This is a genomic window from Collinsella sp. AM28-11LB (genome assembly GCF_003469895.1).
GTDB lineage: Bacteria > Actinomycetota > Coriobacteriia > Coriobacteriales > Coriobacteriaceae > Collinsella.
On the sequence record NZ_QSKJ01000007.1, the window covers coordinates 70791 to 97430 of the forward strand.

The 26640-nt window shown below is 58.7% G+C and carries 24 protein-coding genes; 15 read left to right on the forward strand and 9 right to left on the reverse strand.

Annotated features, from left to right (window positions below):
• Positions 1-8 precede the first annotated feature (8 nt).
• The 3 genes from DW732_RS06290 to DW732_RS06300 all read left to right on the forward strand — a co-directional run bounded on the left by DW732_RS06290 (position 9) and on the right by DW732_RS06300 (position 3652).
• Positions 9-905 carry a LysR family transcriptional regulator gene (locus DW732_RS06290; RefSeq protein WP_118099075.1) on the forward strand — a complete coding sequence of 299 codons (897 nt, stop codon included), beginning with the start codon at positions 9-11 and terminating at the stop codon, positions 903-905.
• Between the two features lie 156 nt (positions 906-1061).
• Positions 1062-2195 (forward strand): 5-methyltetrahydropteroyltriglutamate--homocysteine S-methyltransferase, encoded by a 1134-nt coding sequence (locus tag DW732_RS06295; RefSeq protein ID WP_118099076.1) that lies wholly within the window; start codon positions 1062-1064, stop codon positions 2193-2195.
• Between the two features lie 122 nt (positions 2196-2317).
• On the forward strand, positions 2318-3652 hold the full coding sequence (locus DW732_RS06300; protein ID WP_117743294.1) for a uracil-xanthine permease family protein: 1335 nt from the start codon (positions 2318-2320) through the stop codon (positions 3650-3652).
• 61 nt (positions 3653-3713) lie between these two features.
• Here the strand turns inward: DW732_RS06300 and DW732_RS06305 are convergent, their stop codons facing one another.
• Together DW732_RS06305 and DW732_RS06310 are read right to left on the reverse strand one after the other, a co-directional pair.
• Entirely contained in the window at positions 3714-4337 is a 624-nt protein-coding gene (locus DW732_RS06305) for an alpha/beta hydrolase (protein ID WP_118099077.1), read from the reverse strand.
• 179 nt (positions 4338-4516) lie between these two features.
• Positions 4517-5830: an NCS2 family permease gene (locus DW732_RS06310; protein ID WP_117763691.1), complete on the reverse strand. Its 1314-nt coding sequence runs from the start codon at positions 5828-5830 to the stop codon at positions 4517-4519.
• Between the two features lie 193 nt (positions 5831-6023).
• On the opposite strand from DW732_RS06310, the gene DW732_RS06315 reads away from it, so the two are divergent.
• Complete coding sequence (locus tag DW732_RS06315; RefSeq protein ID WP_117734546.1) at positions 6024-6443, forward strand: peptide deformylase; 420 nt, start codon at positions 6024-6026, stop codon at positions 6441-6443.
• Between the two features lie 243 nt (positions 6444-6686).
• Complete coding sequence (bsh, locus tag DW732_RS06320; protein ID WP_117734545.1) at positions 6687-7652, forward strand: choloylglycine hydrolase; 966 nt, start codon at positions 6687-6689, stop codon at positions 7650-7652.
• Between the two features lie 79 nt (positions 7653-7731).
• On the opposite strand, the gene DW732_RS06325 is transcribed toward bsh, so the two are convergent.
• Positions 7732-9981, reverse strand: coding sequence for a KUP/HAK/KT family potassium transporter (locus DW732_RS06325; RefSeq protein WP_118099078.1), 2250 nt, complete (start codon positions 9979-9981; stop codon positions 7732-7734).
• A gap of 140 nt (positions 9982-10121) precedes the next feature.
• Positions 10122-11033, reverse strand: a complete 912-nt coding sequence (locus tag DW732_RS06330) for a DMT family transporter (RefSeq protein WP_118099079.1) — start codon at positions 11031-11033, stop codon at positions 10122-10124.
• Between the two features lie 118 nt (positions 11034-11151).
• Between DW732_RS06330 and DW732_RS06335 the strand changes: the two genes are divergently transcribed.
• Both DW732_RS06335 and DW732_RS06340 read left to right on the forward strand, forming a co-directional pair.
• Complete coding sequence (locus DW732_RS06335; RefSeq protein WP_118099080.1) at positions 11152-12009, forward strand: LysR family transcriptional regulator; 858 nt, start codon at positions 11152-11154, stop codon at positions 12007-12009.
• Positions 12010-12211: 202 nt separating this feature from the next.
• Entirely contained in the window at positions 12212-13693 is a 1482-nt protein-coding gene (locus DW732_RS06340) for an aminotransferase class I/II-fold pyridoxal phosphate-dependent enzyme (protein WP_117734733.1), read from the forward strand.
• Positions 13694-13768: 75 nt separating this feature from the next.
• Here DW732_RS06340 and DW732_RS06345 read toward each other — a convergent pair whose 3' ends face one another.
• Positions 13769-14179, reverse strand: coding sequence for a peptide deformylase (locus DW732_RS06345; protein ID WP_117734541.1), 411 nt, complete (start codon positions 14177-14179; stop codon positions 13769-13771).
• Positions 14180-14393: 214 nt separating this feature from the next.
• On the opposite strand from DW732_RS06345, the gene DW732_RS06350 reads away from it, so the two are divergent.
• A complete protein-coding gene (locus tag DW732_RS06350) occupies positions 14394-15287 on the forward strand; it encodes a hypothetical protein (protein ID WP_118099081.1) in 894 nt (297 codons plus the stop codon).
• A gap of 67 nt (positions 15288-15354) precedes the next feature.
• On the opposite strand, the gene DW732_RS09885 is transcribed toward DW732_RS06350, so the two are convergent.
• The 3 genes from DW732_RS09885 to pdxS form a co-directional block, all read right to left on the reverse strand.
• The gene (locus DW732_RS09885) at positions 15355-15531 is read right to left on the reverse strand and encodes a hypothetical protein (protein WP_158557570.1); all 177 of its coding nucleotides are present in this window, start codon (positions 15529-15531) and stop codon (positions 15355-15357) included.
• Between the two features lie 184 nt (positions 15532-15715).
• Positions 15716-16303: a pyridoxal 5'-phosphate synthase glutaminase subunit PdxT gene (gene pdxT, locus DW732_RS06355; RefSeq protein ID WP_117743387.1), complete on the reverse strand. Its 588-nt coding sequence runs from the start codon at positions 16301-16303 to the stop codon at positions 15716-15718.
• Between the two features lie 20 nt (positions 16304-16323).
• Positions 16324-17214 carry a pyridoxal 5'-phosphate synthase lyase subunit PdxS gene (gene pdxS, locus DW732_RS06360; RefSeq protein WP_117743388.1) on the reverse strand — a complete coding sequence of 297 codons (891 nt, stop codon included), beginning with the start codon at positions 17212-17214 and terminating at the stop codon, positions 16324-16326.
• A 145-nt stretch (positions 17215-17359) separates the two neighbouring features.
• Between pdxS and DW732_RS06365 the strand changes: the two genes are divergently transcribed.
• The 3 genes from DW732_RS06365 (at position 17360) to DW732_RS06370 (ending at position 20218) form a co-directional block, all read left to right on the forward strand.
• Positions 17360-18799, forward strand: a complete 1440-nt coding sequence (locus DW732_RS06365) for a PLP-dependent aminotransferase family protein (RefSeq protein WP_118099082.1) — start codon at positions 17360-17362, stop codon at positions 18797-18799.
• Between the two features lie 67 nt (positions 18800-18866).
• Positions 18867-19094 (forward strand): hypothetical protein, encoded by a 228-nt coding sequence (locus DW732_RS10090; protein ID WP_233539384.1) that lies wholly within the window; start codon positions 18867-18869, stop codon positions 19092-19094.
• The gene (locus DW732_RS06370; RefSeq protein WP_158567369.1) at positions 19091-20218 is read left to right on the forward strand and encodes a hypothetical protein; all 1128 of its coding nucleotides are present in this window, start codon (positions 19091-19093) and stop codon (positions 20216-20218) included. The genes DW732_RS10090 and DW732_RS06370 overlap by 4 nt, the downstream gene beginning before the upstream one ends.
• Before the next feature lie 242 nt (positions 20219-20460).
• Here the strand turns inward: DW732_RS06370 and DW732_RS06375 are convergent, their stop codons facing one another.
• On the reverse strand, positions 20461-21024 hold the full coding sequence (locus DW732_RS06375; protein WP_118099118.1) for a ferritin family protein: 564 nt from the start codon (positions 21022-21024) through the stop codon (positions 20461-20463).
• A gap of 252 nt (positions 21025-21276) precedes the next feature.
• Between DW732_RS06375 and DW732_RS06380 the strand changes: the two genes are divergently transcribed.
• From DW732_RS06380 to DW732_RS06400, 4 genes are all read left to right on the forward strand, one after another.
• Entirely contained in the window at positions 21277-22497 is a 1221-nt protein-coding gene (locus tag DW732_RS06380) for an iron-containing alcohol dehydrogenase (protein ID WP_118099084.1), read from the forward strand.
• Between the two features lie 8 nt (positions 22498-22505).
• Complete coding sequence (locus DW732_RS06385; protein ID WP_118099085.1) at positions 22506-23885, forward strand: aldehyde dehydrogenase; 1380 nt, start codon at positions 22506-22508, stop codon at positions 23883-23885.
• A gap of 478 nt (positions 23886-24363) precedes the next feature.
• Positions 24364-25326, forward strand: a complete 963-nt coding sequence (locus DW732_RS06390) for an MFS transporter (protein WP_158567370.1) — start codon at positions 24364-24366, stop codon at positions 25324-25326.
• A 226-nt stretch (positions 25327-25552) separates the two neighbouring features.
• Entirely contained in the window at positions 25553-26317 is a 765-nt protein-coding gene (locus DW732_RS06400) for a ChbG/HpnK family deacetylase (protein WP_118099088.1), read from the forward strand.
• The last annotated feature ends 323 nt before the right edge of the window (positions 26318-26640 follow it).

Here is a 26640-nt window from a genome sequence, read left to right on the forward strand (position 1 = left end):
AGAAAGCCATGAAGCTTCAGCAGCTCAGGTACGTTGTAAAGGTTGCCGAATGTGGCAGCATCACCGAGGCCTCGCGTCGCCTCTATGTGTCGCAGCCTTCGATTACCGCGTCGATTCGCGATCTCGAAAACGAGATGGGCGTGCATATCTTTGAGCGCACCAACAAGGGCGTCATTGTGTCCGAGGAGGGCGAGACCTTCTTGGGCTATGCGCGCCAGGTGCTCGATCAGGCTGATCTGCTCGAGGGTAAGTACAAAGGAGCATCCGAGCAGGTGCCGCATTTTAGCGTGAGCTGCCAGCATTACTCCTTTGCCGTCAACGCGTTTGTCGATGTGATCCGTGAGTTCGATGCCGCGCGCTACGACTTTACCCTGCGCGAGGAGCAGACTCACGAGATTATCGAGGACGTCGCGCATATGAAAAGCGAACTGGGCATCCTATATCTGTCCGAGCACAACCGCGAGGTCATCGAGCGCATGCTGGCGGCCAACGAGCTCGTGTTCGAAGGGCTCTTCTGTGCCGCGCCTCATATCTTCGTCTGTGCCGACCATCCGCTGGCGGACCGCTCCAGCGTGACGCTCGAGGATCTGGAAGACTACCCGTTCCTATCCTACGAGCAGGGCAGCTACAACTCGTTTTACTATTCCGAGGAGCTGACCTCGACGTTTGAGCGTCGCAAGAATATCCGCGTGCGCGACCGCGCGACGTTGTTCAACCTGGTCATGGGTCTCAACGGCTACACGGTGTGTTCGGGCGTGATTAGCCACGAGCTCAACGGCCCCGGCATTATCTCGATTCCGCTCGACGTGGACGAGTACATGGAGATTGGCATTATCACGCGCAAGAACACGACGCTCACGCGCTACGGTCGGGCCTATATCGACGCGATTCGTCAGCATATCTAGGCTGCTGTGTTCCCCACGGTTCAAGTCCCTTTATGGCAGTCCAGAGTGACATAGGAAGCATCTATATCAAACTGTTATAAACGTATATTTTACGATGGCCATATGAACGCTCATACTCTGTCCCGGTAAAGCAACCAATGCAAAAGGGAGATATCTATGAGCACTTCGATTCAACCGAACGCACCGTTTCGCGCCGATATCGTCGGCAGCTTTCTTCGTCCGCAGGCCGTAAAGGACGCTCGTGCTGCCTATACGGCAGGCACGCTTGATGCCGAGGGGCTTAAGGCCGTCGAGGACGATGCCATCCGCGATTTGGTGGCAAGGCAAAAGGCCGCCGGCCTGCAGGTCATCACCGATGGCGAGTTTCGCCGCAGCTACTGGCACCTCGATTTTATGTGGGGGCTGAACGGCGTCGAGCGTCGCACCTCGCGTACAGGCTATATGTTCCACGATGAGGAGACTACCGCCGACACCGCCGTGGTAACCGGTCCCATTAGCGGCGAGAATCATCCGTTCGTCGAGCACTTCAAATTTGTCAAGGCGCTCGAGGGGGAGGGTCAGGTCGCGCGACAGACCATTCCGGCGCCGATTCAGACGTTCTCCGAAGTCACGCTCGACCGCTGCGATGGCCAGCAGGAGAGCCTGCGCGCCGTCTACAAGACCGACGAAGATCTCGCCGATGCCATCGCCGCAGCATACCGCACCGTTATTGCCGACCTGTATGCCGCAGGCTGCCGCAACATTCAATTTGATGACTGCACCTGGGGCATCTATTGCGATGCCGACTTTGTGTCCAAGACCGGTATGAGCCCGGTTGACCTGCAAAAGGTGAGCGAGCTGGGCGTGGCGCTCAACAACGCCGCCATCGAGGGCAAGCCCGATGACCTTGTCATTAACACGCACGTGTGCCGCGGCAACTATCACTCCACCTATGCTTTTGAGGGCGGCTACGACCCCATCGCGCCGTACCTGTTCGTACACGAGAACGTCGATGCGTTCTATCTTGAGTTCGATACGCCGCGTGCCGGTGGCTTTGAGCCGCTCAAGTACGTTGCCCCCGGCAAGAAGGTCGTGTTGGGCCTGGTGACCACCAAGGCGGCAGAGCTCGAGAACGAAGACGCCATCGTCGAGCGCATCCGCGAGGCGACAAAGTACGTGCCGCTCGAGAACCTGTATCTGTCTCCGCAGTGTGGCTTTGCCAGCTGCGAGATTGGCAACAAGCTGACCGAGGACGAGCAGTGGGCAAAGATTGCGCTGGTCAAGCGTATTGTGGAGCGTGTCTGGAAATAACGATGCCGTTCGCAGGCGGCGGCGCGTGCGAGGCGCTGCGTATCGCGTACAATGGTTCGGATCGTATCGTTCGGGCAGGTTATCCGATATGCCCGATCGCCCTTCCATTCGAAAGGACATCAATGTCCCAGTTCTCGACGCCCGCCGTTAGCGATGCCATCTACGACGCATCGTCGCTCGGCCGCCCGCGCATGTTCCTGCTCGGTCTGCAGCACCTGTTTGCCATGTTTGGCGCCACGGTGCTGGTGCCCGTGCTCACCGGTCTCTCGGTGTCGGCAACGCTTTTGTTTGCCGGCTTGGGCACGCTGCTGTTCCACTTCCTATCGCGCGGTAAGGTGCCGGCATTTTTGGGCTCATCGTTTGCCTTTATTGCCGGTTATGCCGCAATTGCGCCCAACGGCGAGGCCGAGCTTTTGCCCTACGCCTGCCTGGGCGTTGCCTGCGCCGGTCTGCTCTATCCGGTGCTGGCAGCGCTGTTCCGCGCCTTTGGCGCCAAGCGCGTTATGCGCTTCTTTCCGCCGGTGGTGACCGGCCCCATCGTCATTTCCATCGGCCTGATCTTGGCAAGCTCTGCTATCGCCAACTGCCAGACCAATTGGCTTGTTGCCGTTGTCGCTGTGGCCGTCATTGTCGTATGCAATATTTGGGGCCGCGGCATGGTCAAGATCGTGCCGATCCTGCTGGGCGTCGTGGTGAGCTATGCCGTCGCGGCTGCGTTGGGTGAGGTCGATTTTTCGGGCGTTGCCGCCGCTCCGTGGGTCGGTCTGCCCATCGTGTGGGACAACACCGTGTTTGCGCTCTTTGGCCCGCAGTTCGATAGCGGCCTTGCCACGACGGCCATCATCACCATTATGCCGTTGGCCTTTGCGACCATGATCGAGCATATCGGTGACATCTCGGCTATCGGCTCCACTTGCGAGCGTAACTACATCGCCGATCCTGGTCTGCATCGCACGCTGCTCGGTGACGGCTTTGCCACGATTCTGGCTTCGCTCTTTGGCGCTCCGGCCAACACCACCTATGGCGAGAACACCGGCGTGCTCGCCCTGACGCGCGTGTTCGACCCGCGCGTGATCCGCATTGCCGCGTGTTGTGCCATCGTGCTTTCGTTCTGCCCCAAGTTCGCTGCGGTCATCGCAGCCATGCCGGCATGCGTTATCGGCGGCGTGTCGCTCGTGCTCTACGGCATGATCAGCGCTGTGGGCGTCCGTAACCTCATCGAGAACCAGGTCGATTTCCAGAACAACCGCAACGTGCTGGTGGCCGCTCTGGTGCTTGTGCTTTCGCTCGGTATTGCGTACAGCACCGCTGGCGCCATCGTGCTGGAGCTGGGCGGCGTGACGATTTCGCTTTCCGGTCTTGCCGTGGGCTCGCTGGTGGGTATCGTGCTCAATGCGATTCTGCCCGGCAATGATTTTGAGTTCGATACTTCTGAGCTTGAGGAGGCTGCTAAGTAGCAGCTGCGTTCAGCTAAAACAAGATATGGTGCCCATGCGTATATGCGCGTGGGCACCATTTTTAATGCGTCAGTATCCAGTGGATGCCGCGCGCCATGCGCAGGTCAGTTTGGGCAAAGTGATTGCCGGGGTTGAGCTCCAGCGTTGTTGGAATGTCGCGCTCGATAAACAGCTCTTCCATCGCGCGCGTATCGTCGAGTACGTGCCGCATCATGCGGTTGGGCGTCTTGGTTTCCTTTTTACCGAGCGACAGATAGGTGGCGTCGGGCGTAGCTGTCATCGTGCGCTCGCGCGCGTAGTCGATAAAGCCGGGGAACCACAGCGACCCCGATGCACTCGCCGCGCGCTCAAAGACATCTGTTTGCCAAAGTGCCCACAGTGCAAAAAGACCCGCCAACGAGTAGCCGGCAACGCCGCGCCAGGCGGGCGGTTGCGGGAGCGATGATTCGGCCTGGGGGATTATCTGCTTCAACAACTCGTCAAGAAAGCCAGCAGCCTGTCCGCCAAAGGGCTCGGCATCTCGTATAGCTCCGTCGCATGCCCAGGGACTCAGCTCGCGATTCCAATCGAGCCCTCCAATGGCGACAAGGGTGAACGGCGGGCAGTCGAGCTCTCGGCAGCGCTCGTAGGCTTCACTACCGTCGCCCATGGCAACGGGGAGGTAGATGACGGGCGCGCCTTCCACACACTCTGAATAAACGGTTATCTGCTTATGATGCGCTTCCAAGGCAGGCTTCTCTCGGTGTTGTGATATTGACAGCCTCAATTGTCGCACGCCGGCACGGGGACAGACGCTAAAAGAAAGGCGCGGAGCCGTTCGATGCGACTCCGCGCCTTGTTGTTTTGCGTTAGCAGACTATGCCGTTACGCCACGAAGAAGTAGACGAGGAAGGCAAGGGCTGCGATCCACATGAGCGGCTTGATCTTGGAGGCCTCGCCCTTAAAGAGCGCGACGACCACGTAGGCGATAAAGCCCAGGCCAATACCGGCAGAGATGGAGTAGGTGAAGGGCACGCCGGCGACAATCATGAACGCCGGGAAGCCCTGCGACACGTCGGACCAGTCGATCTCGGAGACCTCGCTCATCATGAGGTAGCCGACGTAGACCAGGGCGCCGCAGGTGGCGGCACTGGAAACGATGGAGACGACGGGGGAGAAGAACGCGGCGAGGATGAACAACACGCCGGTGGTGACGGAGGTGAGGCCCGTGCGGCCACCGTCGGCAGCGCCGGAGGTGGACTCGACGAAGGTGGTGATGGAGGAGACGCCCATAAAGCCACCGGCAGCGGCGGCCACGGAGTCAACGACCAGGATGGGGCGGATGTCCTCGACATTGCCGTCCTCGGTTAGGAACTCGCCCTGCTTGGCGACGGCCATCGCGGTGCCCATGGTGTCGAAGAAGTCACTCATGAGCAGCGAGAAGGCAACGACGAGCAGCATCGGGTCGGTCAGAACCTTCACGATGGCCATGTTGCCGTCGGTGGTGCTGGCAAACGGGGCGCCAAAGGTCGAGAAGTCGAGCGGGGCGATAAGGCCCTCGGGCGCATGGGTGACGCCCAGCGGGATACCGGCGATAACGGCGACGATGATGCCGATGAGCAGCGAGCCCGGCACGTTGCGGGAAGCCAGGGCAACCGTCACGACGATGGAGATGATGCCGACGATAAAGGTGGGGGAGGTGATGTCGCCCAGGCCGACAAGCGTACCGGCGCCAGCGGTGATGATGCCGGCATCGCACAGGCCGATCATGGCGATGAACATGCCCAGACCAACCGAGATGGCGTGGCGCAGGACCACGGGGATGGCGTCCATAATGGCCTCGCGCAGGCCGCAAAGGACGAGCAGCAAGATGACGACACCCTCGAGGAAGATAACGCTCATGGCCACGTGCCAGTCACCGCCGCACATGGTGGTGGTGATGCCCGCAATCATGGCGTTGATGCCCAGACCCGACGCGCAGGCGAGCGGGCGGTTGGCGAAGATGCCCATGCAGATGGTCATGATGCCGGCGCCCAGACAAGTGGCGCAGGCGAGCGCTCCCGCATCGATGCCGGCGCCCGAGAGCACCGCGGGGTTGACGGCGATGATGTAGGCCATCGCCAGGAATGTTGTCAGTCCAGCGCGAAGTTCGGTCCCGATTGTGGACTTGCGCTCACTGACGTGAAAAAGTTCGTCCATGCATACCCTTTCCTTGTTCGGCCCCGAGTTTAGGCCGATTGACACGAACTTCCTTACTATATCGCCTTTTTATAGTTAGTGTTCCTCGCATGTTGATGTTCGCGCTTTGGGGGCAGACGTGCGGTATTTTTCGTATGAAAATGTGTAGGTACCGTATACTTAAGCGGTTACAACGAACTCTTTGGAGGAACGTATGATTAAAGAGCTCTGCCGCGACGAGGTCATCCTGTCCCAGCGCTGCGAGGTTGCGACTGTCGAGGACGAGTCGGTCGCACAGGACCTGATCGATACCATTAAGTCGCTCGAGGATGCCGGCTGCCTTGCCGCCAACCAGATTGGCGTCACCAAGAAGGTCTGCGTCTATCTGGACGATGCCGGCGAGCCCCACGTGCTCTACAACCCCCGTCTGGTGTTTGGCCTGGGCGCCAGCAAGATGGAGGAGAGCTGCCTGACGCACGACGAGATCACCAAGTCCACGCGCTACATCAAGTGCAAGGTTGCCTTTGACCAGATCGTCGACGGCAAGATGAAGGAGTGCCGCCGCGACTACGCAGGTTTTGAGGCACAGATGATCCAACACATGATTGATCACTGTCTTGGCAAGTTGGTCTAAGGGGACCAAAGCACCGCACCTTGCCGCTCAATCGTCGCTCGCGTACCTTAAGTACGCTTCGCTCCTCTTTCGTGGCAATCTGCGGCACTTTGACCCCTTAGACGACCTGCGGGGTTGACTTGGTTGGGTCTATCTTGCTTGTAAAGTCCGGGTATGACATTGTTGTCATGTCCGGACTTTTTGTTTAGCGCTCCTTTGTTTGGTGACAATGAGCCTAGTAAGAACATTGAGCTAGGAGGCGCTATGTGCACGAGCATTCGATTTACCGATAATTCTGGCCACATGTATCTAGGCCGCAACCTCGACTGGAGCTTTGACTACGGCCAACAGGTTCGTGTGATGCCGCGCGGGTTTCACATTCCGTATTCGTTTATCGACGATGCGTCGGCGGCACACGCGGTAATCGGCATGTGCATCGATTACAAGAACTATCCCATGTTTTTTGACTGTGGTAACGATGCGGGTCTGGCTGTGGCGGGGCTCAACTTTCCCGGCTATGCCGAGTATGCCGAGGGCCCGGTTGATGGAAAGACCAATATCGCGGCCTATGAGTTTCCTCTGTGGGTGGCAGCGACGTTCTCGACGGTCGATGAGGTCGAGGCCGCGCTGCGCGACACGGTGATTGTCGCCAAATCTGCCGGAGAGGGGCTGGGCGTGTCGCTGCTCCATTGGATTATCGGCGACAGCCAGCGCAGCATCGTGGTCGAGATGATGGCTGACGGCCTGCATGTATACGACGATCCGGTCGACACCCTTGCCAACCAGCCGACCTTCCCGTGGCACATGGAAAACCTGCGCACCTATATCACAGCCACAAGCGATTTTCCGCAGACGGCGACATGGCGCACCGCCGAGCTCAAGCCCTATGGCGCGGGTGCCGGCATGCGCGGTATTCCGGGTGACTGCTATTCGCCGAGCCGTTTTGTAAAGGCGGCGTACCTCAATGCCAATTACCCGCAAAAGGAGAGCGAGGCCGAAAACGTCGTCCGCATGTTCCGCTCACTCGAGGGCGTGGTGATGATTGAGGGGGCGTCCAGGATGGGCGATGGCAAGTTCGAGAAGACTATCTACACCGGATGCTTTAGCGCGCGCACGGGCAATTATTACTACGCGATGTATGAGGATCCGTCGATTCGCTACGTGAGCCTGATGGATGCCGAGGGCGCGAGCCCCGATAGGCTCGTGGTTCCCGAGCCGCGTCGTTCGTAGCCGTTAGCTTTACTGCAATGCAAGGCGGCCCTGCGTCTCTCGTGAGGTGCAGGGCCGCTGTCGTTGATTTGTGACGTCGCTAGAAGTTGGCGTCGTTGAGTTGTTCGTTCTCAAGACCGTCGAGCTGTTGCTGTTCGGGCGTATCGGCGACGCTCTCGAGCAGCTCTGTGGGATCGACGTTCATGTCCCTACCGGCCTCGTTGCCGTTGACCAAGTCGTCCGAGAAGATGTCGACTTCCATTTCCTCGGCCTCTTCGATCTGAACCTCGAGTGGCACCTGGGTGCGCACGAGCTTAACGGCCGGGCGCATGCGGGCAAACAGCGGCACGTACTCGATGATGATGGCCGAGTTCTCAAGACCGTACCAGCGTGCTGGGCTTCCGCAGGCGCGGCGGACGGCGTACTTGATGGCCATCACGCGGTGGTCGTTGCGGTTGATGTCCGTTTCGGGGGCGAGCATCTTGCGCAGCATGCAAAAACGGAAGTCGCCCACGTTGCCGCGCGTCTCATAGATGGAGTAGGTGTGGTGCTGCGGCGGCAGCTCGCCCGATGCCATCAGGTCGCCAACGATCTGGCGCAGGTAGGCATTAACGCGCTGGTTGACCTTAAAGCCCAGGTTCAGGCGCACGCGGAACAAAAAGTCCGTGCCAAAGGTCTCGACGGAATACTCGTGCGTATAGGGCTCATCGGTGACATGCACGTTAATGAACCAGTATGCCTTGGCGCGCTTGGGATGTTTGTCCAGGATGGAATAGAGCACGTCGCGGTCGAGTGTGAGCGGATCGGGGCTGTTGGTGAGGAACACCAGGTTGTCGGCGAGCACGGGATAGGTCTCGTCGTTGCGCAGGCGGTTGAGCTGATCGATGTACTTGGAGACCGGCAGCAGGATCGTCTGCGTGCGCTCGATGGCGGTGCCGCGGCGCCACACATACATAAGGCCAAACAGTAGCGAGGCCAGGAAGATCATCACATAGCCGCCGTCAAAGAACATGGTAAGGCACGAGGCGAAGAAGCACAGCTCAATGGCACCGAAGAGCAGGGCGAAGACGCAGGCACCCAGCTTGTGCTTGAGAATGCCGGCGATATAGCTCGTCAAAAGCGTCGTGGTCATGAGCATGGTCACGGTGATGGCGAGGCCATAGGCGCTTTCCATGCGCTCGGAGTTCTGGAACAGCAGCACGATAAAGATGCAGCCGACCCACATGAGTTTGTTGACGAGCGGAATATAGAGCTGGCCCTTGGTGTCGCTGGGGTAGTGGATGCGCAGATGCGGCATAAGGTTGAGGCGCGTTGCCTCGGATACCAGCGAGAACGAGCCGGTGATGAGCGCCTGTGAGGCGATGATGGCCGCCACGGCCGAAAGCACGATGGCAAAGGGGCGTAGGGGCTCGGGGAGCATCATATAGAACGGGTTGACGATATCCATCGCGAGCATCTGGGGGTTGGAGTTATTGGCGAGTAGCCAAGCTCCCTGACCCAGATAGTTGAGGATAAGGGCCGCCTTAACAAATGGCCAGGATGCATAGATGTTTGCCTTGCCCACGTGGCCCATGTCCGAGTAGAGTGCCTCGGCACCGGTTGTCGACAGGAAGACAAAGCCGAGCACCATAATGCCCGAATGGTTGATGGGCGAGAACAGGAACATAATGCCGCGGATGGGGTTGAGCGCGCGCAAGATGGACAGGTTGCCGAGCATGTTGAACAGACCGGCGCCTGCCAGGAACAGGAACCACAGCGTCATGAGCGGGCCGAAGAGCTTGCCGATTGACGAGGTACCGGCGCGCTGCATGGCAAATAGGCCGCAGATAATGATGATGGTGATGATGATGACGTTGGTCTGGCCGTCGCCCAGCAGCGCATGGCCCCATTCGATGGTGCGCAGACCCTCGATGGCTGTGGTGACCGTGACGGCGGGGGTGAGGATGCCGTCGGCAAGCAGTGCCGCACCGCCGATCATGGCGGGCAGAATCAGCCATGGTGCCACCTTGCGTACGAGGCTGAACAGGGCGAAGATGCCGCCCTCGTTGTGGTTGTCGGCCTTCATGGCGATTACCACGTACTTGACCGTGGTCACGAGCGTCATGGTCCAGATGACGAGCGAAAGCGCGCCCAGGATCATGTCCTCGCTGACGGTACCGATGCCGCCGTTGTTGGCGACGATTGATTTCATGGTGTACATGGGGCTCGTGCCGATGTCGCCATAGACGACGCCGAGCGTTACGAGCAGCATGCCAGCGGAGAGGGGGATGGCTCCGTGCCCGCCTTGCCCGCGCTGGTCTTGGAGGTTTGCCTCCAACTTGTTGTGTGCCACGTGGACTCCCTTAGACATCCGGTTATCTGTCCTGAGCAGATAACTTTTATGCCGTCTTTATACATATAAGAGCAGTTTGGCACATCGGGTATTTTTAGACAATAATCCCCAGCTGGGGATTATTTATGTACGTAGGTAGCATTTCAAAACAGGGGCTTTTAAGCGCGTACTGTCTGGGCGATACCGGCCTTGGCGCTTGCGCGCTTGCCAGCGAGTTCGCAAAAAATCGCGCCGCCGATGATAAGTGCGGCGCCCATCAGGCGGACTGGCGTTATAACTTCACCCAAAAGGACGGCGGAGAACACGACGGCCGAGAGCGGCTCGAGGTAGCCGACAACCGCGACGGTCTGCACGGGCAGCTTGGCGACGGCGCTAAAGTAGAGCAGGCAACCGATGCCGGTGTTGACGACGCCGAGCATAGCGACGGCGCGCCAATCGATGCCTGCGGCGATGCCGGGGGAGAAAAACGAGGGAGCGCCTTGGGTGACGAGCGTAAGGACCAGCGCGGTCACAAAGGCGGCGCTCAACTGGAGCGCGGGGTTCTCGAGACCCTCGATGTGTGGCGCACCCTTGCTAGCGATGACCATCAGCGCATAGCAAAATGCCGAGGCGATGCCGCAGACGATGCCCGCAATGGGCATGTTGCCGCCGAGACCTTGCGCTGCAATGAGAAAAGCGCCGCAGGCGACGGCGATAAAGCCGGCGATTTTGCTGCCGGTCAGTTTTTCGCCAAAGATAAACGGCGAGAGGGCCATGACGATGATGGGGCCGCAGTAGTACAGCAGCGAGGATACGCCGACGCCGATCGTCTGGTAGGCGCGGAACAGAAAAATCCAGCTGGCGCCCAGCGCGGCTCCCGAGAGAAGGAGTGCTGCGGCTTCGCGGGGACGAGATGGCGCCTGCAGCTTATGGCGTTGGGTGATAACGAGGATGGTGACAAGCGAGAGGGCTCCCAGAAAGGTGCGCAGCAGCACGATATCGGAGCTCGGCAGCGCGATGGCAGCGGCGATGATGCCGTTGGAGCCAAACAATAGCAATGCTGCTAAGTACGTAAACAGTCCGTTGTTCATGTGCTTCTGTCCCCTTTATATCCGAACATGTTCACTATGGGTGAGGTGGCTATAGAAGAAAAGCGAATATAATGCATGGATAACATGACAAAAACTCATGTAAAGGTGGAGGGGTGCCGTGGAAACGAATATTCAAAAGATGCAGGTGCTGCTCGAGACCGTGCGCGCCGGCAGTTTTACGCGCGCCGCCGAGCGGCTGAGCTATTCGCAGTCGGGCGTGAGCCGTATGGTGGCCGATCTTGAGGCAGACTGGGGCTTTAAAGTGCTCGATAGAAGCCGCGAGGGCGTAGTGCTTTCTGCCGATGGGCGGCAAGTTATGCCGGCGGTCGAGGCGTTATGCGGGGAATTTGTTCGTTTGCAGCGACGGGTGGATGAGATGCGTGGGCTCATGCGCGGCAAAATCTGCATCGGTACGTTTTCGAGTGTGGCGACCCATGTGCTGCCGCCGGTGATTGCGCGCTTTCGTGCCGATCACCCGGACGTCGATTATGAGTTGCTGATGGGCGATTACTCGGAGATTGAGCAATGGGTGGCGGAAGGGCGCTGCGACCTGGGCTTTATTCCGCGTGAGCCCCGAGGAAACGGCATGACATCGCGGGCGTTGGTGCAAGATGAGCTGATGGCGGTGGTGCCGGCAAACTCTTCACTTGCCACTGCAAAGGCCGTTTCTCTTGCTGATTTGGCCAACGAGCAGTTTATTCTGCTGGAACGTGGCAGTGACGATGAGATTACGCCACTGTTCCGTCGTGCGGGCCTGGCGGTGCGCTCGAAGCTGTCAACCTGGGATGACTATGCGATTATGGCCATGGTCGAGGACGGTCTGGGTGTGAGCATTCTTCCGGCGCTCATCTTGCGCCGCTGCCAGTTCGATGTTGCCGTGCGTCCGCTCGAGGGACATCCTCATCGGCTGATCAATGCGATATATCGCACGGCCGATGTTTCGCTTGCCGCCGCTCGTTTCCTCGAATACCTCTAAACGAGCGCACGTCGTTATCGCCTTGGGATAAATCTCGAGGTTTGGCTCACTTTATTTTTGAAATTGAACTTTTCGAAATAGCACGGCGTTATACTGCTGCCTAAATTGAACTCAGGTTCAATTCGTGTTCTACAAATTGAACTTTGCCAGCAAGGAGGTTCTAGTGGCCCAAGAGACGTTTAGCGATCGCCTGCGACAGGCTATGTCCGATCGCGACGTTCGCCAGTCGGACGTGATCCGCGCATCAGAGATGCTCGGCAAAAAACTCGGCAAGAGTCAGATGAGCCAATATGTGAGCGGCAAGACGATTCCGCGGCGCGATGTGGCAGAGCTGCTCGCCCGTATTTTGGAGGTCGATGTTACCTGGCTGCTCGCCAGTGACGCCGATCAAGGCGAGACATCATCGCCCCGCAACGTTTCTAAACCCGAACCCAACCCCTCGGCTCAAATTGCAAGGAGCGCCACCATGCGTACTTTTTCTAAATCCAGCAAGCTCGACAACGTCCTCTATGACGTGCGCGGTCCCGTCGTTGACGAGGCCGCCCGCATGGAGGACGAGGGCGAGCGCATTCTCAAGCTCAATATCGGCAACCCCGCGCCCTTTGGTTTTCGCACGCCCGACGAGGTCATTAAGGACATGCGCCAGCAGCTGCCCGACTGCGAAGGCTATTCCAACTCGCGCGGCCTGTTCTCCGCGCGCAAGGCGATCATGCAGTACTCGCAGATCAAGGGCCTGCCCAATGTTCAGATGGAGCACATCTACACGGGCAACGGCGTGTCCGAGCTCATTCAGCTTTCGATGAACGCACTGCTCGATAACGGCGACGAGATCCTGATTCCCAGCCCCGATTACCCGCTGTGGACGGCGTGCGCAACTCTTGCCGGCGGACATCCCGTGCACTATCTGTGCGACGAGCAGGCGGATTGGTATCCCGATCTGGAGGATATGGAGTCCAAGATCACGAGCGCGACCAAAGCCCTCGTGATCATCAACCCCAACAACCCCACGGGTTCCGTCTATCCGCGCGAGGTGCTCGAGGGCATCGTCGAGATTGCACGCAGGCATCAGCTGATGATCTTTGCTGATGAGATCTACGACCGTCTGTGCATGGACGGCTACGAGCACGTCTCCATTGCATCGCTTGCCCCCGACCTGCCCTGCGTTACGTTTAGCGGCCTGTCCAAGTCGCACATGATTGCGGGCTATCGCATCGGTTGGATGGTGCTTTCGGGCAACCAGCGCTGCATGAGCGACTTCATCATGGGCATCAACATGCTCTCCAACATGCGCCTGTGCTCCAACGTGCCGGCTCAATCGATCGTTCAGACGGCACTCGGTGGACATCAGTCCGTCAACGACTACATCCGTCCCGGCGGCCGTGTCTACGAGCAGCGCAACTTTGTGTATGAGGCGCTCAACAAGATTGATGGCATCTCGGTGGTCAAGCCGCGTGCGGCGTTCTACATCTTCCCCAAGATGGATGTTAAGAAGTTCAACATCACCGATGACGAGCAGTTTGCCCTTGACCTGCTGCACGAGAAGAAGATCCTGATCACGCGCGGCGGCGGCTTTAACTGGGCCGAGCCCGACCACTTCCGCATCGTGTACCTGCCGCGCATGGAAGTACTAAAGGAGTCGCTCGAGGACCTCGCCGACTTCTTCGATCACTACCGCCAGAGCTAGTGGGATAGAAGTTCCGCACTATGAAAAGCTCCCTGCAGTTGCTTGGCTGCAGGGAGCCTTCTTGAATTGGCGGAACTATATAACGATTCCTTGGCAGTGGTCGATTTCGTGTTGGATGATCTCGGCGGTGTAGCCTGAGAAGTTTTTGATGCGGTGGACAAAGCTCTCGTCCAGATATTCCACCTTAATGCGGCGATAACGAGTGCAGGGACGCTCGCCGACGAGCGAAAGACATCCTTCACTCGTCTGGTAGGCGTTGACCTTCTCAAGAATTTGAGGGTTGTACATCAGCAGCGCCCTGTTGTCGTCCTTTACGCAGATGATGCGCTTGCGTACGCCGATCATGTTGGCGGCAAGGCCCACGCACTCGTGCTCGTGTTCGTGCAGCGTGTCCAGAAGATCCTGCCCGGTCGCGGCGTCGTCGGGCCCCGCGTCTTCGGAAGGCAGGCGCAAAAAGAACTCGGATTTCATGATGGGCTTAATCATGGCGGGCTCCTTAAGGTGGATGCGTTTGGTTCAGGCCATGATACCGCGACATGTCGCATTAATGTGTGCACATAGATTCTGCAGCTAGATTGGATGGCGACACCATAAACTAATGGACGTTTTGCCGAGAGGCATGAATGTTTAAAGCGCAAAGAGTGCGCGACGGGCCCCGCGAATGGGGCGATGATGCCCGAGAGGGCCAAGAAGGAGTCTCATGTCTGAGAACGAAGAGATCATGAACGAGATCGAGAACGAGACCATGGCTGCCGAGGTTGAGGCAGTCGAGACCGTGGAGACCGAAGCTGCCGAGGTTTCCGCCGAGGAGGAGGCCGAGGTTGTCGAGGCCGCCGCTGATTACGATGACGAAGAGCTGATGGACAAGATGCAGAAGGCCGCCCGCCTGCTGCGTAGCCGTCGCTTTGCTATTTCCAAGGAGGAGGAGGCCAAGGCCGAGCGCATGGCGAACATCGAGCGCGCCATCAAGCTTCTTGACCTCAAGCCCAAGATGGAGCAGAAGGAAATGTCCGATCTGCTGGGCATGCGCCTTCGCGAGCTCGATGGCCTGATGGCCGAGGCCGAGGCTGCCGATCTGGTCGGCCGCATCGACGACGCCGAGGGCGATATGCGCAAGATCGTTGTCTTCGCTGCCGAGGATGCCGCTGAGGGCCTGGTCGAGCTTGCCAATAAGAAGGAGAAGCTCCTGCCCGAGCTTTCTTACGAGGAGGCCACCGAGCTGATGGCCGCTCTCGATAAGGTTATCGCTCCGCTCGTCGCCATGGGCCTGGATGAGGACCGCGGTCCTCGCGGCGGCCGTGACGATCGTGGTGGCCGTGGCGGTGACCGTGGCGGCCGTGGCGGCTTTGGCGATCGCGGTGGCCGTGGTGGCGACCGTGGCGGTCGCGGTGGCGATCGCGGCGGCCGTGGCGGCTTTGGTGACCGCGGCGGCGACCGTGGCGGCCGCGGCGGCTTTGGCGGCAACCGTGGTGGCTATGGCGACCGCGGTGGCAACCGTGGCGGCTTCGGCGGCAACCGTGGTAACGACCGTGGCGGCCGCGGTGGCGATCGTGGCGGCCGCAACGGCGGCGGCTTCCGCGGCAACCGTTTCTAATTAGTTACGGCGTTTTACCAAACGCCGTAACAACTTGACGCTGCGCGCCACCCAGGGCGACAATTTGTCATTCAAAAGGCAAGGCATGACCAGAAGGTCTATGCCTTGCCTTTTTCATGCCAACTTGTTCGCCCTGGGCGGCGCTCGCTGGCGTTTCCGAAACATCAGCGTAATTGCTGTTGCCAAAATGATCTGTTGGGTAGCTTATTTCCGGCACTTGGGGACGTTCCTTTTCTGCTGGCACTTGGGGACACTCCTTGTGGTTGCTGGACGTTCTTGTTTGACTAGTTGTTTAAGAACGTCCCCAACGACTACATAGCATGAGAGTGGATAATCTCCCGGTTTGAGCCTGTATTCAAACTCAAAGTGGGAGATTATCCACTCTCATTTGTTGTGTGTCTGAAAATCCACGCTCGTTTCTACTCCGCCTACATTTGTAGGAACAGTTCGTGGAGGTGGGTGTCGTCGTCGAGTTCGGGATGGAAGGTGACGCCGAGCTGGTTGCCCTGGCGGGCGGCGACGATGCGCCCATCGACTTTCGCTAAGGCCCTGGCGTCGCCGTGGACCTCGACGATGCGGGGCGCGCGGATAAACGTCAGCGGCACTTCAGCGTCGATGCCGGCTACCTGCCCCTTGGTTCGAAAGCTGCCGAGCTGCCTGCCGTAAGCATTACGCTCAACGAGCACATCCATGGTTGCCAAACGCGGCGTGCCCTTATCGTCGTGGGTGGCAAGATCGCGTGCCAAGAGAATCAAGCCGGCGCAGGTGCCCAGGACGGGCATGCCGTCCGCAATGCGAGCGCGAAGGTCCTCGAGCATCCCAAGCTCAGCAAGGAGTTTGCCTTGAACAGTCGACTCGCCGCCGGGGAGGACCAGACGGTCAAAGTCCTGCTTCAAATCAGCCGCCTGCCTCAGCTCAATACAACGTGCGCCCAGCTCGGACAGCCTTGCCTCGTGCTCGACAAAAGCACCTTGGACCGCCAGCACGGCGACCGTCTGGTCTGCGTAATCGCTCATGTGCGATCCTTTCTACCGGACTAGCGTCCGCGTTCCTCCATGATTATCTCGATCTCGTCGGCGTTGATGCCGACCATGGCCTCGCCTAGATCCTCCGAAAGCTCAGCGATGAGCCTGGCGTCGGTGAAGTTGGCCACGGCCTTGACGATGGCGGCGGCGCGCTTGGCCGGGTCGCCGCTCTTAAAGATGCCCGAGCCGACAAAGACGCCTTCGGCGCCCAACTGCATCATCAGCGCGGCGTCGGCAGGGGTTGCTACACCGCCAGCAGCAAAGTTCACCACGGGAAGCTTACCCGTGGCATGGATATCGCGCACCAGCTCGACCGGAACCTGCAGTTGCTTGGCTGCCTCAAAGAGCTCATCGTCACGCAGGGCGACAACGTCACGGATCTGCTTTTGGATCTTGCGCATGTGGCGCACGGCCTGGACCACGTCGCCCGTGCCCGGCTCGCCCTTGGTGCGAATCATCGTGGCGCCCTCGGCAACACGGCGCAGCGCCTCGCCCAGATCGCGGGCGCCGCAGACAAACGGCACGTCAAACTGGGTCTTGTCGATGTGGTAGACATCGTCGGCGGGGGAGAGAACCTCGGACTCGTCGATGTAATCGATCTCGATGGCCTGAAGGACCTGCGCCTCGACGATGTGACCGATGCGGCACTTTGCCATGACGGGGATGGAGACGGCCTCCTGAATGCCCTCGATCATCTTGGGGTCACTCATGCGCGACACGCCGCCGGCGGCGCGGATGTCGGCCGGGATGCGCTCAAGCGCCATGACGGCGCAGGCGCCTGCCTTCTCGGCGATGCGGGCCTGCTCGGGCGTGGTAACGTCCATGATGACGCCGCCCTTGAGCATCTGCGCGAGCTCTCGGTTGAGTTTGACGCGATCGGCCTTGCTGGTCTGTTCTGCCATGGTCGCTCCCTTGATTGGCATGTGCATTGCTTGACGGAACATCCTATCGGGGAGCTGGGTATGGCGAAATACTCAGTTTTCGAGATAATAACAAGGCCAGACTAATACCAGATTGAATGACTCGATAAGATCAGATGATAGACTCATGCTTGACTACAATTTGGAACAACGCGGCGAAGCGTCGCTCTATGAGTATGTTTACCAGCAAATTCGAGATGATATCGTTGCTGGACGCATTGCGGCGGGGGAGCATCTGCCGTCTAAGCGCGCCTTTGCCAGTCATCTGGGAATCAGTGTCATTACCATCGAGAATGCATATAGTCAGCTGCTTGCCGAGGGTTATATTCGCTCAAAGCCGCGTCGCGGCTACTATGCTTGCGAGCTTCCGGATGCACCGATTTTGGCTTTGGTTACGGGGGATATCGACCGGGATACTGTCTCTATGGACCCCGGGGCGCATGACGCCGATGGACAGATCGAGCGATTCGATGCGCTTTCTCCTTCCGCTTTGGAGGCGGCTAGGCTTTGGCAAGGCACACTACGGGCAACGCTGGCATCCGAAGACGAACGCGAGATCTTTTCGCCCGCACCAGCGCAGGGCACCGCTCGGCTACGACGCGCAATCGCTCGCCATCTGCGCGGGACACGGGGCATGAATGTTAATCCCGACAACATTGTTATCGGTGCGGGCGCCCAGCTGCTCGATACCATGTTGGTTCAGTTGCTTGGCGCGGACAAGGTGTATGCCGTCGAGGATCCGGGTTATTTGCGTCTGACACGCATCTATCAGGCTATGGGTTGCGAAGTTCGCCATATCCCGCTGGATGGTGAGGGCGTGGACTTGAGCGCTTTGCAGAAAACCGGAACAGATGTCCTTCACCTGATGCCGTCCCATCAGTATCCGACCGGCCTTGTGACGAGCATCGCGCGTCGCTATGCGCTGCTGAGCTGGGCTGCCGAGCGGCCAGACCGGTATCTCATCGAAGATGACTTCGATTGCGAGTTTCGCCTTGCTGGCAAGCCGATTCCCGCGCTCGCGTCGATCGATGCCGCTCAGTCGGTTATCTACACCAACACGTTTTCGAAGAGCCTTTCCTCGGCGTTGCGTTTGGCGTATATGGTCCTGCCCGATGACCTGATGGAGCGGTTCGGGCGCGACCTTGGTTTTTACGCCTCGTCGGTGAGCTCTGTTGACCAGGTCGCTTTAGCGCGCTTGCTGGAATCGGGTGATTACGAGCGACATGTGAACCGCGTGCGTGTTCGTGCTCGCGAGGCGCGTGATGGCCTGGCGGCGCTTGTACGGAAGACGTTTCCGGCGGGGGAGGTCTCGATCGAACATGCGGATGCGGGTCTTTACTGCATCGTGGTTGCGGAGCGTGGCGCGGGCGGAAGCTCTTTTACGCTGGCCCTCACGCGCTCGAGTATCCCTTTTATCGATATCAGTGACTGCTTTTGGTGTGCCGATGGCGCATCTGTCCCTGAAAGCTCGGCTCGAATCCTTGTCCAGTATGACGACTTGAGTCCAAATGCGCTAAACACCCTGGAATCACAGCTAATGGGGGTGCCCTCTAGCCTAAGTGAGTAGACCTTTAGCTCTTTGGTGACCAGGCAGTTTTGTAACAAGCTATCTACCTGCGGTTTTGAAAAGCAGGATGACCGGCCTGCTCGGGATGTTCCAAAAAGTCTACTCACTTGCCGCGCAAAGCTTCTCCATAAGAAAAAAAGGGGTTTTCAACAGGGCTTCGTCCAGTTCTTGGCAAGCTATTGGTCAGTTGGGGAGGGCTGTTGAAAACTTAGCGGTCCGCTCGGTGCCATTTTTGGTGCGTTCGCGCCAATGCGAGACTGGCTGGGTTGAAATTCGTGTTTTCCTGTGCCTATGAAGGATCTACTTTGTGACATATCGGCTTTTAGGTACTGGCGTTTGCCTCCTCAAGCCCTCGCTTTGTGTCCGCCACTTCCACGACCGGAAGAAGACCGGCAGCGATATGGCCTCGCCCGTAACCCGACGGCTGCGGTCGTGCTCGGCTTGCCGTTGCATACATTGGTTGGGACGAGAAATAAGCGGACTTGTCCTGCCAGCGTTAGGCAACGGCTGTTCCTTGGTGAGCTTCCCAGGGAATCCGTGCTGGAAACGGAACATGGGTTTTTGGTCACATCTCCTTTGCTGACGGCATTCATCATGTCGCGGCATCTGACGGATCTCCAGCTGCTTTTGGTATTAGCGGAGATGTGCGGCTTGTTTACGGTTTGTGCCTTGCCAGCAGCACTCGAGGCAGAGCTTTCGCGTGCAATTGAGTCGGGCGCGATTCCGGCAACCTTTGGTTGGGCACGTTGCCCGTCCGAGGACGGTGCCGCCTCAAATTTGTGGCGGCGCGACGCTTTGGTTTTGGGCGGAGACCTTGACCGTTTTTGTTCAGATGTTTGTGGGATGCGTTACGGCAAGCGATTTGTCGCGGTATCGCATCTCGTTCCACTGGGCGCCGCATCGCCTTTTGAGGTTGAGACGTATTTGTTGCTTGGGTTGCCACGATCCCTGGGAGGCGAAGGTTTTTGCGGCATAGAGCTTAATGTTGAAGTGATGCTAAGCACAAGTGCTCGATCGATTGTGGGAAAGTCCCGCGTATATATCGACCTACTGTTGTCTTCGCCGAACGGAAAGCGGCAGGTGGCCATCGAATGTCAGGGGAAGGCCTCGCACGGGCGAGCCGGGGATGGTTTGCGTGACGCCGACCGCATGACGGCGCTTCAGGCAATGGGCTACGATGTATTTCTCCTGACACACGGACAGATATCCGATGAGGATAGATTCCGCGCGATCGTTAAGGCCGTATGCAGGTTGCTCGATGTTGAATATCGCGATAACAGCTCGGAGGAGCAAGGGGCCGAGGCGTTACTCCGGTCTGAGCTATTCGTTGACTGGTCAAAACTGGGAGAAATCGACAAAAAGATGCCCGTTAGATACAAAAAGGCCCGATCGTGGACGGCTGCGGATCTAAGTGAGTAGACTTATGGCGTGATGGCGACCAGATTGTTTTGCGGCAAGCTATCTACCTGCGGTTTTATAAAGCAATACGGGTGGTCTGCTCGACAAGTTCCCAAAAGGCTACTCACTTAGTTTTTGACGCGAAGCCGATGTCAAAGGTGGTCCTATTTTTGGGACGTTAACTGGTTCGCAAGACACGAAAAAGGCCCGAACCATGCGGTCCGGGCCTTATCGAGCTAGAGATTATCTCTCAGGCGATTGGCTTAGCCAAAGTAGCGCTTGAGCAGGCCGGCGAAAGCCTTGCCGTGGCGAGCCTCGTCGCGAGCCATCTCGTGCACGGTGTCGTGGATGGCATCGAGGCCAGCGGCCTTGGCGCGCTTGGCAAGATCGGTCTTTCCGACGGTGGCGCCGTTCTCGGCCTCAACGCGCATCTCGAGGTTCTTCTTGGTGGAGTCGGTCACGACCTCGCCCAGGAGCTCAGCGAACTTGGCGGCATGCTCGGCCTCCTCGTGCGCAGCCTTCTCCCAGTACAGGCCGATCTCGGGATAGCCCTCGCGATGAGCGACGCGAGCCATGGCCAGGTACATACCGACCTCGGAGCACTCGCCCTCAAAGTTGGCGCGCAGGTCAGCAACGATATCCTCGGAGACACCCTCCATCTTGGCGACGCCCACGACGTGCTCGGCAGCCCACTCGAGCTGGCCCTCCTCCTGCTTCAGGAAACGAGAACCGGGAACGCCGCACTGGGGGCATTTGAAATCCTCGGGCAGCTGGTCGCCGTCGAACTCTTCCACATAACCGCAAACGGGGCAAACAAACTTCATGATTCGATCCTTTCGATCGATGGCGATGGAGCGCTCGTCCGGTTCCGTAAGGGCCCTCTCCGGACGCGCGTCTTGACGAGTTCTATTATCCATAAATGCAACCGAATGTGAAGCCTATTAGGAATGATTTTTAATAAAAAATTTGAGCTTGTGAAGATGTTGATTGATTAACGATTGGCAGGCCGCCCGAGACCTCCGATGAGTACAATCGGTCGAGCAAATGTTGACCCATCAACAAATGAAGGAGCTTCCTTTATGCATCTAGCCCGTCGCGCCTGGTGCCGAACGTATCAGATGGTTTTTCGCATCGCATTGCCGGTGCTGCCCTATACCGAGCCGCATATTCTGGAGCATGCCGAGGATGTCCCCGCGGTGCTTCAAAAACGCTCGATACAGCGGGTTCTTATCGTGACGGATCCCGGTATTGCCCGTCTGGGGCTTACGGCACCGCTCGAGACGGCGCTCGCGTCCAAGGGAATCGGCGTTGCGATCTATGCCAAAACATCGGCAAACCCTACGGTCTCAAACGTGGAGGAAGCGGCGTCCCTGTATCGGGAGAACGCCTGCCAGGCCGTTATCGGCTTTGGCGGCGGCTCGGCCATGGACTGTGCCAAGGGTGTGGGCGCACGCATCGCACAGCCAAACAAGCCCATCAACAAGATGCGTGGCCTGCTGCGCGTTCATCGTCGCCTGCCGCTGCTCATCGCCGTCCCCACCACGGCAGGCACGGGAAGCGAGGTCACACTTGCAGCGGTCATTACCGATGACAAGACGCACTACAAGTACCCCATTAACGACTTTGTGCTTATCCCGCGCTTTGCGGTGTACGACCCCGAGTTTACGCGCGGCCTGCCCGCCTCCATTACGGGACAAACGGGTATGGATGCCCTGACGCATGCCGTCGAGGCCTTTATCGGCCGCAGCACCACGCCCTATACGCGCAAGATGGCGCGTCAGGCGGTACAGCTCATCCACGATTATTTGCTCGAGGCCTATGAGCACGGCGACAACATGCGTGCGCGCCGCAATATGCTTTCTGCAGCGTATAAGGCGGGCGTTGCGTTTACGCGCTCCTACGTTGGATACGTTCATGCCATTGCACACAGCCTGGGCGGACGATACGGGATTCCGCATGGCCTGGCCAACGCCATCATCCTGCCGCATATGCTTCGCGCTTATGGTGACGCCGCCGCCCCCAAGCTCGCCGATCTTGCCCGCATGGCGGACATTGCGCCGGCTACCGCGCAGGACGGTCTTGCGGCCGAGGCCTTTATCGATTGGGTCGACCGCATGAACGTTGCCCTGGGTATCCCCAAATATGTGACAGGCATTCGCCGCTCCGACATTCCCGAAATGGCAATGCATGCCGATGCCGAGGCTAATCCGCTATACCCCGTTCCACTTTTGATGGACCGTTTGGAGCTCGAGCGTATGTACGAGGTCGTAGCGGGTGGTATGTTTGAGGGCGAGAACTAGGAGGGCCCATGAACACCGAGGAAATCGCGCGCATCGTTGCCGATCAGCGCGCCTATTTTAAGACGCATGCCACGTTTGATGTCGATGCTCGCCGTCGCGCGCTCGTGAGCTTGCGTGATGCGGTACAGGCGCACGAGGCCAATATTGCCCATGCGCTCAAGACCGATTTGGGTAAGTCGCACGACGAGGCATATATGTGCGAGATCGGCACGTCGCTTTCCGAGATTCGTCATCAGATTGCGCACGTGGCTCGATGGAGTCGTCCGCGCCTGCGCCCGTGTGACCTCGCCAACGCCGTGAGTGTGTGCAAGACGCAGGCCGTGCCCTATGGCGTCACGCTCATCATGGCGCCCTGGAACTATCCGTTTTTGCTGACACTCGAGCCGCTCGCCGGCGCGCTCGCTGCAGGCAACACCGTGGTCATCAAGCCGAGTGCCTATGCGCCGGCTTCTAGCGCGGTGCTCAGGCAGATTTGCGAGGAAGCATTTGATCCGCGCCTGGTGACGGTCGTCGAAGGCGGGCGTGCCGAGAACGAGGCGCTGCTCGATGAGTGCTGGGACAAAATCTTCTTTACCGGAAGCGTTCCGGTCGGCAAGCTCGTCATGGAGCGCGCAAGTAAAAACCTTACGCCCGTGACGCTTGAGCTGGGCGGAAAGAGCCCCTGCATCGTGGATGCGACGGCAAACTTGAAGGTCGCGGCACGGCGTATCGCCTTTGGTAAATGGCTCAACGTGGGGCAGACCTGCGTGGCACCCGACTACCTGCTGGTCGATACGCGCGTGCATGACGAGCTGCTGGGCCTCATCAAGGAGGAGGTCCGTCGCATGTTTGGCGAGCACCCGCTCGACAACGAGGACTACGGTCATATTGTCAACGCCAAGCACTTTGCGCGCGTGCGCGGGCTGATCGATCCCGATAAGGTTGTGCTTGGTGGCGCGGCGCGCGAGATGTCGCTCAAGATTGAGCCGACGATTCTGGATGGCGTGACCCCCGATGACGCCGTAATGCAGGAGGAGATTTTCGGCCCCATCTTGCCGGTGCTGACGTTTGAGGGTTTGGATGAGGTCGAGGCGTTCATCGCGAATCGCCCGACGCCGCTGGCCCTGTACGTCTTTAGTCGGGACCGTGCGGTTCAGCAGCGCTTTGTGCGCTACGTGCCCTTTGGCGGCGGCTGCATTAACGATACGATCATGCACCTGGCCACGAGCCATATGGGCTTTGGCGGCATGGGCGCGAGCGGCATGGGGCAGTACCATGGCCGCGAGAGCTTCGATACGTTTAGCCACAAGAAGAGCATCGTGAACAAGGCAACCTGGCTGGACGTGCCGTTTCGGTATGCGCCCTACGCAAGCTGGAAACACAAATTCGTGCGCATGTTTGTGCATTAGAATCGATGACACAGAGACAAGCCAAATGGCCGCCCCCGCGTAAGCGAAGGCGGCCATTTCTCATGCCCAAGCGCTGGGGCGTGGAGCGTTCTGATGGCAACGCGCAGGGGCGAGACGCCAGATCGGTGCTAGAATACGGGACGACCGCAGCAAAGGGGAGATTATGCATATGTTCGAGAGCTACATGGACTGATGACGCTCGGGCTGTCTCGTTTGGTTTTCATATGCATGAGGGGTTTGCTATGTCCCGCCTTCTTTCTCCATCGCACCGTTTGGTTGCGGTAAATTTCTTTATACAGCTTGCATTTCAGTCGACGTATTTTGTCGGCATCATTGGCTGCGGCACCTACGTTCTCGGGGCCGGCGCATTTGAGACGTCCGCACTCGTGTTTGGACTCAACCTGGTGCTCATCTTTGCAACGTTTTGCTCCGGCGCACTTGTGGACTCCTTGGGCCCGCGTCATGTGCTTCTAGCCGTTTGCGTCCTGCTTTGCGCATCGGGCGTTTTGGTCTTGTTGCTCCCGTGTCCTATTCCGCGCTTGCGCTACTCGCCATCTCTACCGGGCTGTTGTTTGGCGCGGGGACTACGGCCATGGACGCCTATCCGCGCTTTTTGACGGAAGTCCCCGATGAGCTTCTGCGCATTAACGGTCTCAATAACATCGCGACAAGTGTCGCGGTGATCGTTGGACCTGCGCTTGGAGGCGTTATCGCTTCGGTCTTTTCCAACCAAGGGGTGTTTTTCCTGCTTGCGGTGGCACCTGTTCCCGCTCTGCTGCTTGCGACCTCGTTGCGTGAAGGCGCTGCTGTTCAGGGCTTCGCTAAGCCGGAGTCTCGCGCTGAGGCGACGGGCTTGCGATCGCTTTGGGAAGGCGTTATTGCCACGGCAGCTGATGCCGACCTGCGCCTGATTTTTCTCATGGGCTTTATGGGCTTCTTTTCCTACGGGGCATTCGATTCGCTCGAGTCGCTGTTCTACCGCGATGTTCTCTGCGTGGGTACGGAGTGGATGGGATGGTTGTCGGCCATTGCTGGCATCGGCGGAACACTGGGGTCGTACCTAATCATGCGTGTGTCGTCGGGACGCATCAGGCTGGAGCTTCTGGCGGCGATGCTGCTGGTGACGGGTGTGGGCTCCGTTGTGTATGTGGGTACCGCCCATGTTGCCGTTGCTGCGGTGGGGCAGCTTGTCTGTGGCATTGGTTTTGGCGCCATGGGACCGGTGCGCGTCACACTCACCCAGCGCTTGAGCGACCCTGCCAAGGTGGGGCGCGTGCTGGGCGTGATGCGCGTGGGGCTCAACGGCGCAGGCGTGCTGCCTCTGGTCGTTGCTCCGTTTTTGGCCGACGCCTTTGGCGTGCAGGGAGTGCTTGTTGGCGCAAGCCTGGCAACGGCCGCTATCGCCTGCACGTTTTGGGCAATCGCCCGGCGTCGGGGCTAGGCTCTCGGCATTCCGCTTGCCTTGCTGAATAGGTCGCATGGGGAAAGCGAAATGCGCGCAGCCGCGATTGCGAGCGCTCGATCCTGCGCTATGACGCGGGGCTCGATGTTAACGGTCACAAGTCCGCAAGCCGCGACTGGAGCCTTGGATTCTTCGAGCTGTAATTCTCGAACCATCACAAAGGTATCCCCTTGTGGTGAGTTTTCCATAGATTGGGGGAGTTGTTATGAAACGGCTTTTAATCCGTGCCGATGACATTGGGTATTCGTATGCCGTTGACCTGGGAATCGCCCGCAGCGTCAACGAGGGTCTGGTGCGCTCGGTAGGCCTTATGCCCAATATGCCCGAGGCCGAACGTGGCTGGTCGCTCGTGGCAGACGCCGGTGTTGCAGTGGGCCAGCATACCAACGTGTGTCTGGGTAAGCCGTGTGCCGACCCGGCGCTCATTCCGAGCATGCTCAACGAGAACGGTGAATTCCATAGCAGCCGTACCTTCCGTGAGCATTTTAAGCGCGGTGAGGAGTTGATAGACTTCGACGAGGCCTGTATCGAGATCCGCGCGCAGCATGACCGCTTTGTCGAGATCGTGGGTCGCGAGCCCGATTACTTTGAGGCCCATGCTGTCATGAGCAAAAACCTTAACCGAGCTATCTCGGCGGCTGCCCAGGAACTGGGTCTTAAGGAGCAAAAGGCGAGCTTCGACCCTGTGGCAGTGGTGCATTGCGGAGATGCCGACCTGCGCATGGTGATGCGCTCGATGGAGCCGGGCTACGAACCCAAAGAGGCAATCATGCAGACGGTCCGCGAGATGGCAGAAGGTGAGACGGTGATCTTTGTCTGCCATCCGGGTTATCTCGACCGCTTTATCCTCGAGAACAGCTCGCTTACGACCGATCGCACCAAGGAAGTCGATGCTCTGATCGATCCCGGGCTTCGCGCTTGGCTTGAGTCTCAACCCGATCTTCGCCTGATCGACTACCGCGACCTGTAAGGACCCAAGCCGCCACAAAGGGGACAGGCACCTTTGTGGTGGTTTTGGCGCCGTTGCCATTATGGCGGCGGCGCCTTTTTTCCATGCGGCGCAATAGAGTCAGGGCAACGTGTCATGCGTGCCTTTTTGTGCATTAGAGTCGATGGTATAGGAATAAACAAAGTGGCCGCCCCGCGTAAGCGAAGACGGCCACTTCTCACGATGAAAACGTGTATCGGAGTTGGCAAGACCCGCGGCAACGGGTGCCATTCGTGTTCCTATCTTATCTGCAAGCGTTCTGTCGCGCAAGCGTTGCGGCAAACGATTGAAGGATGCAGACAGGA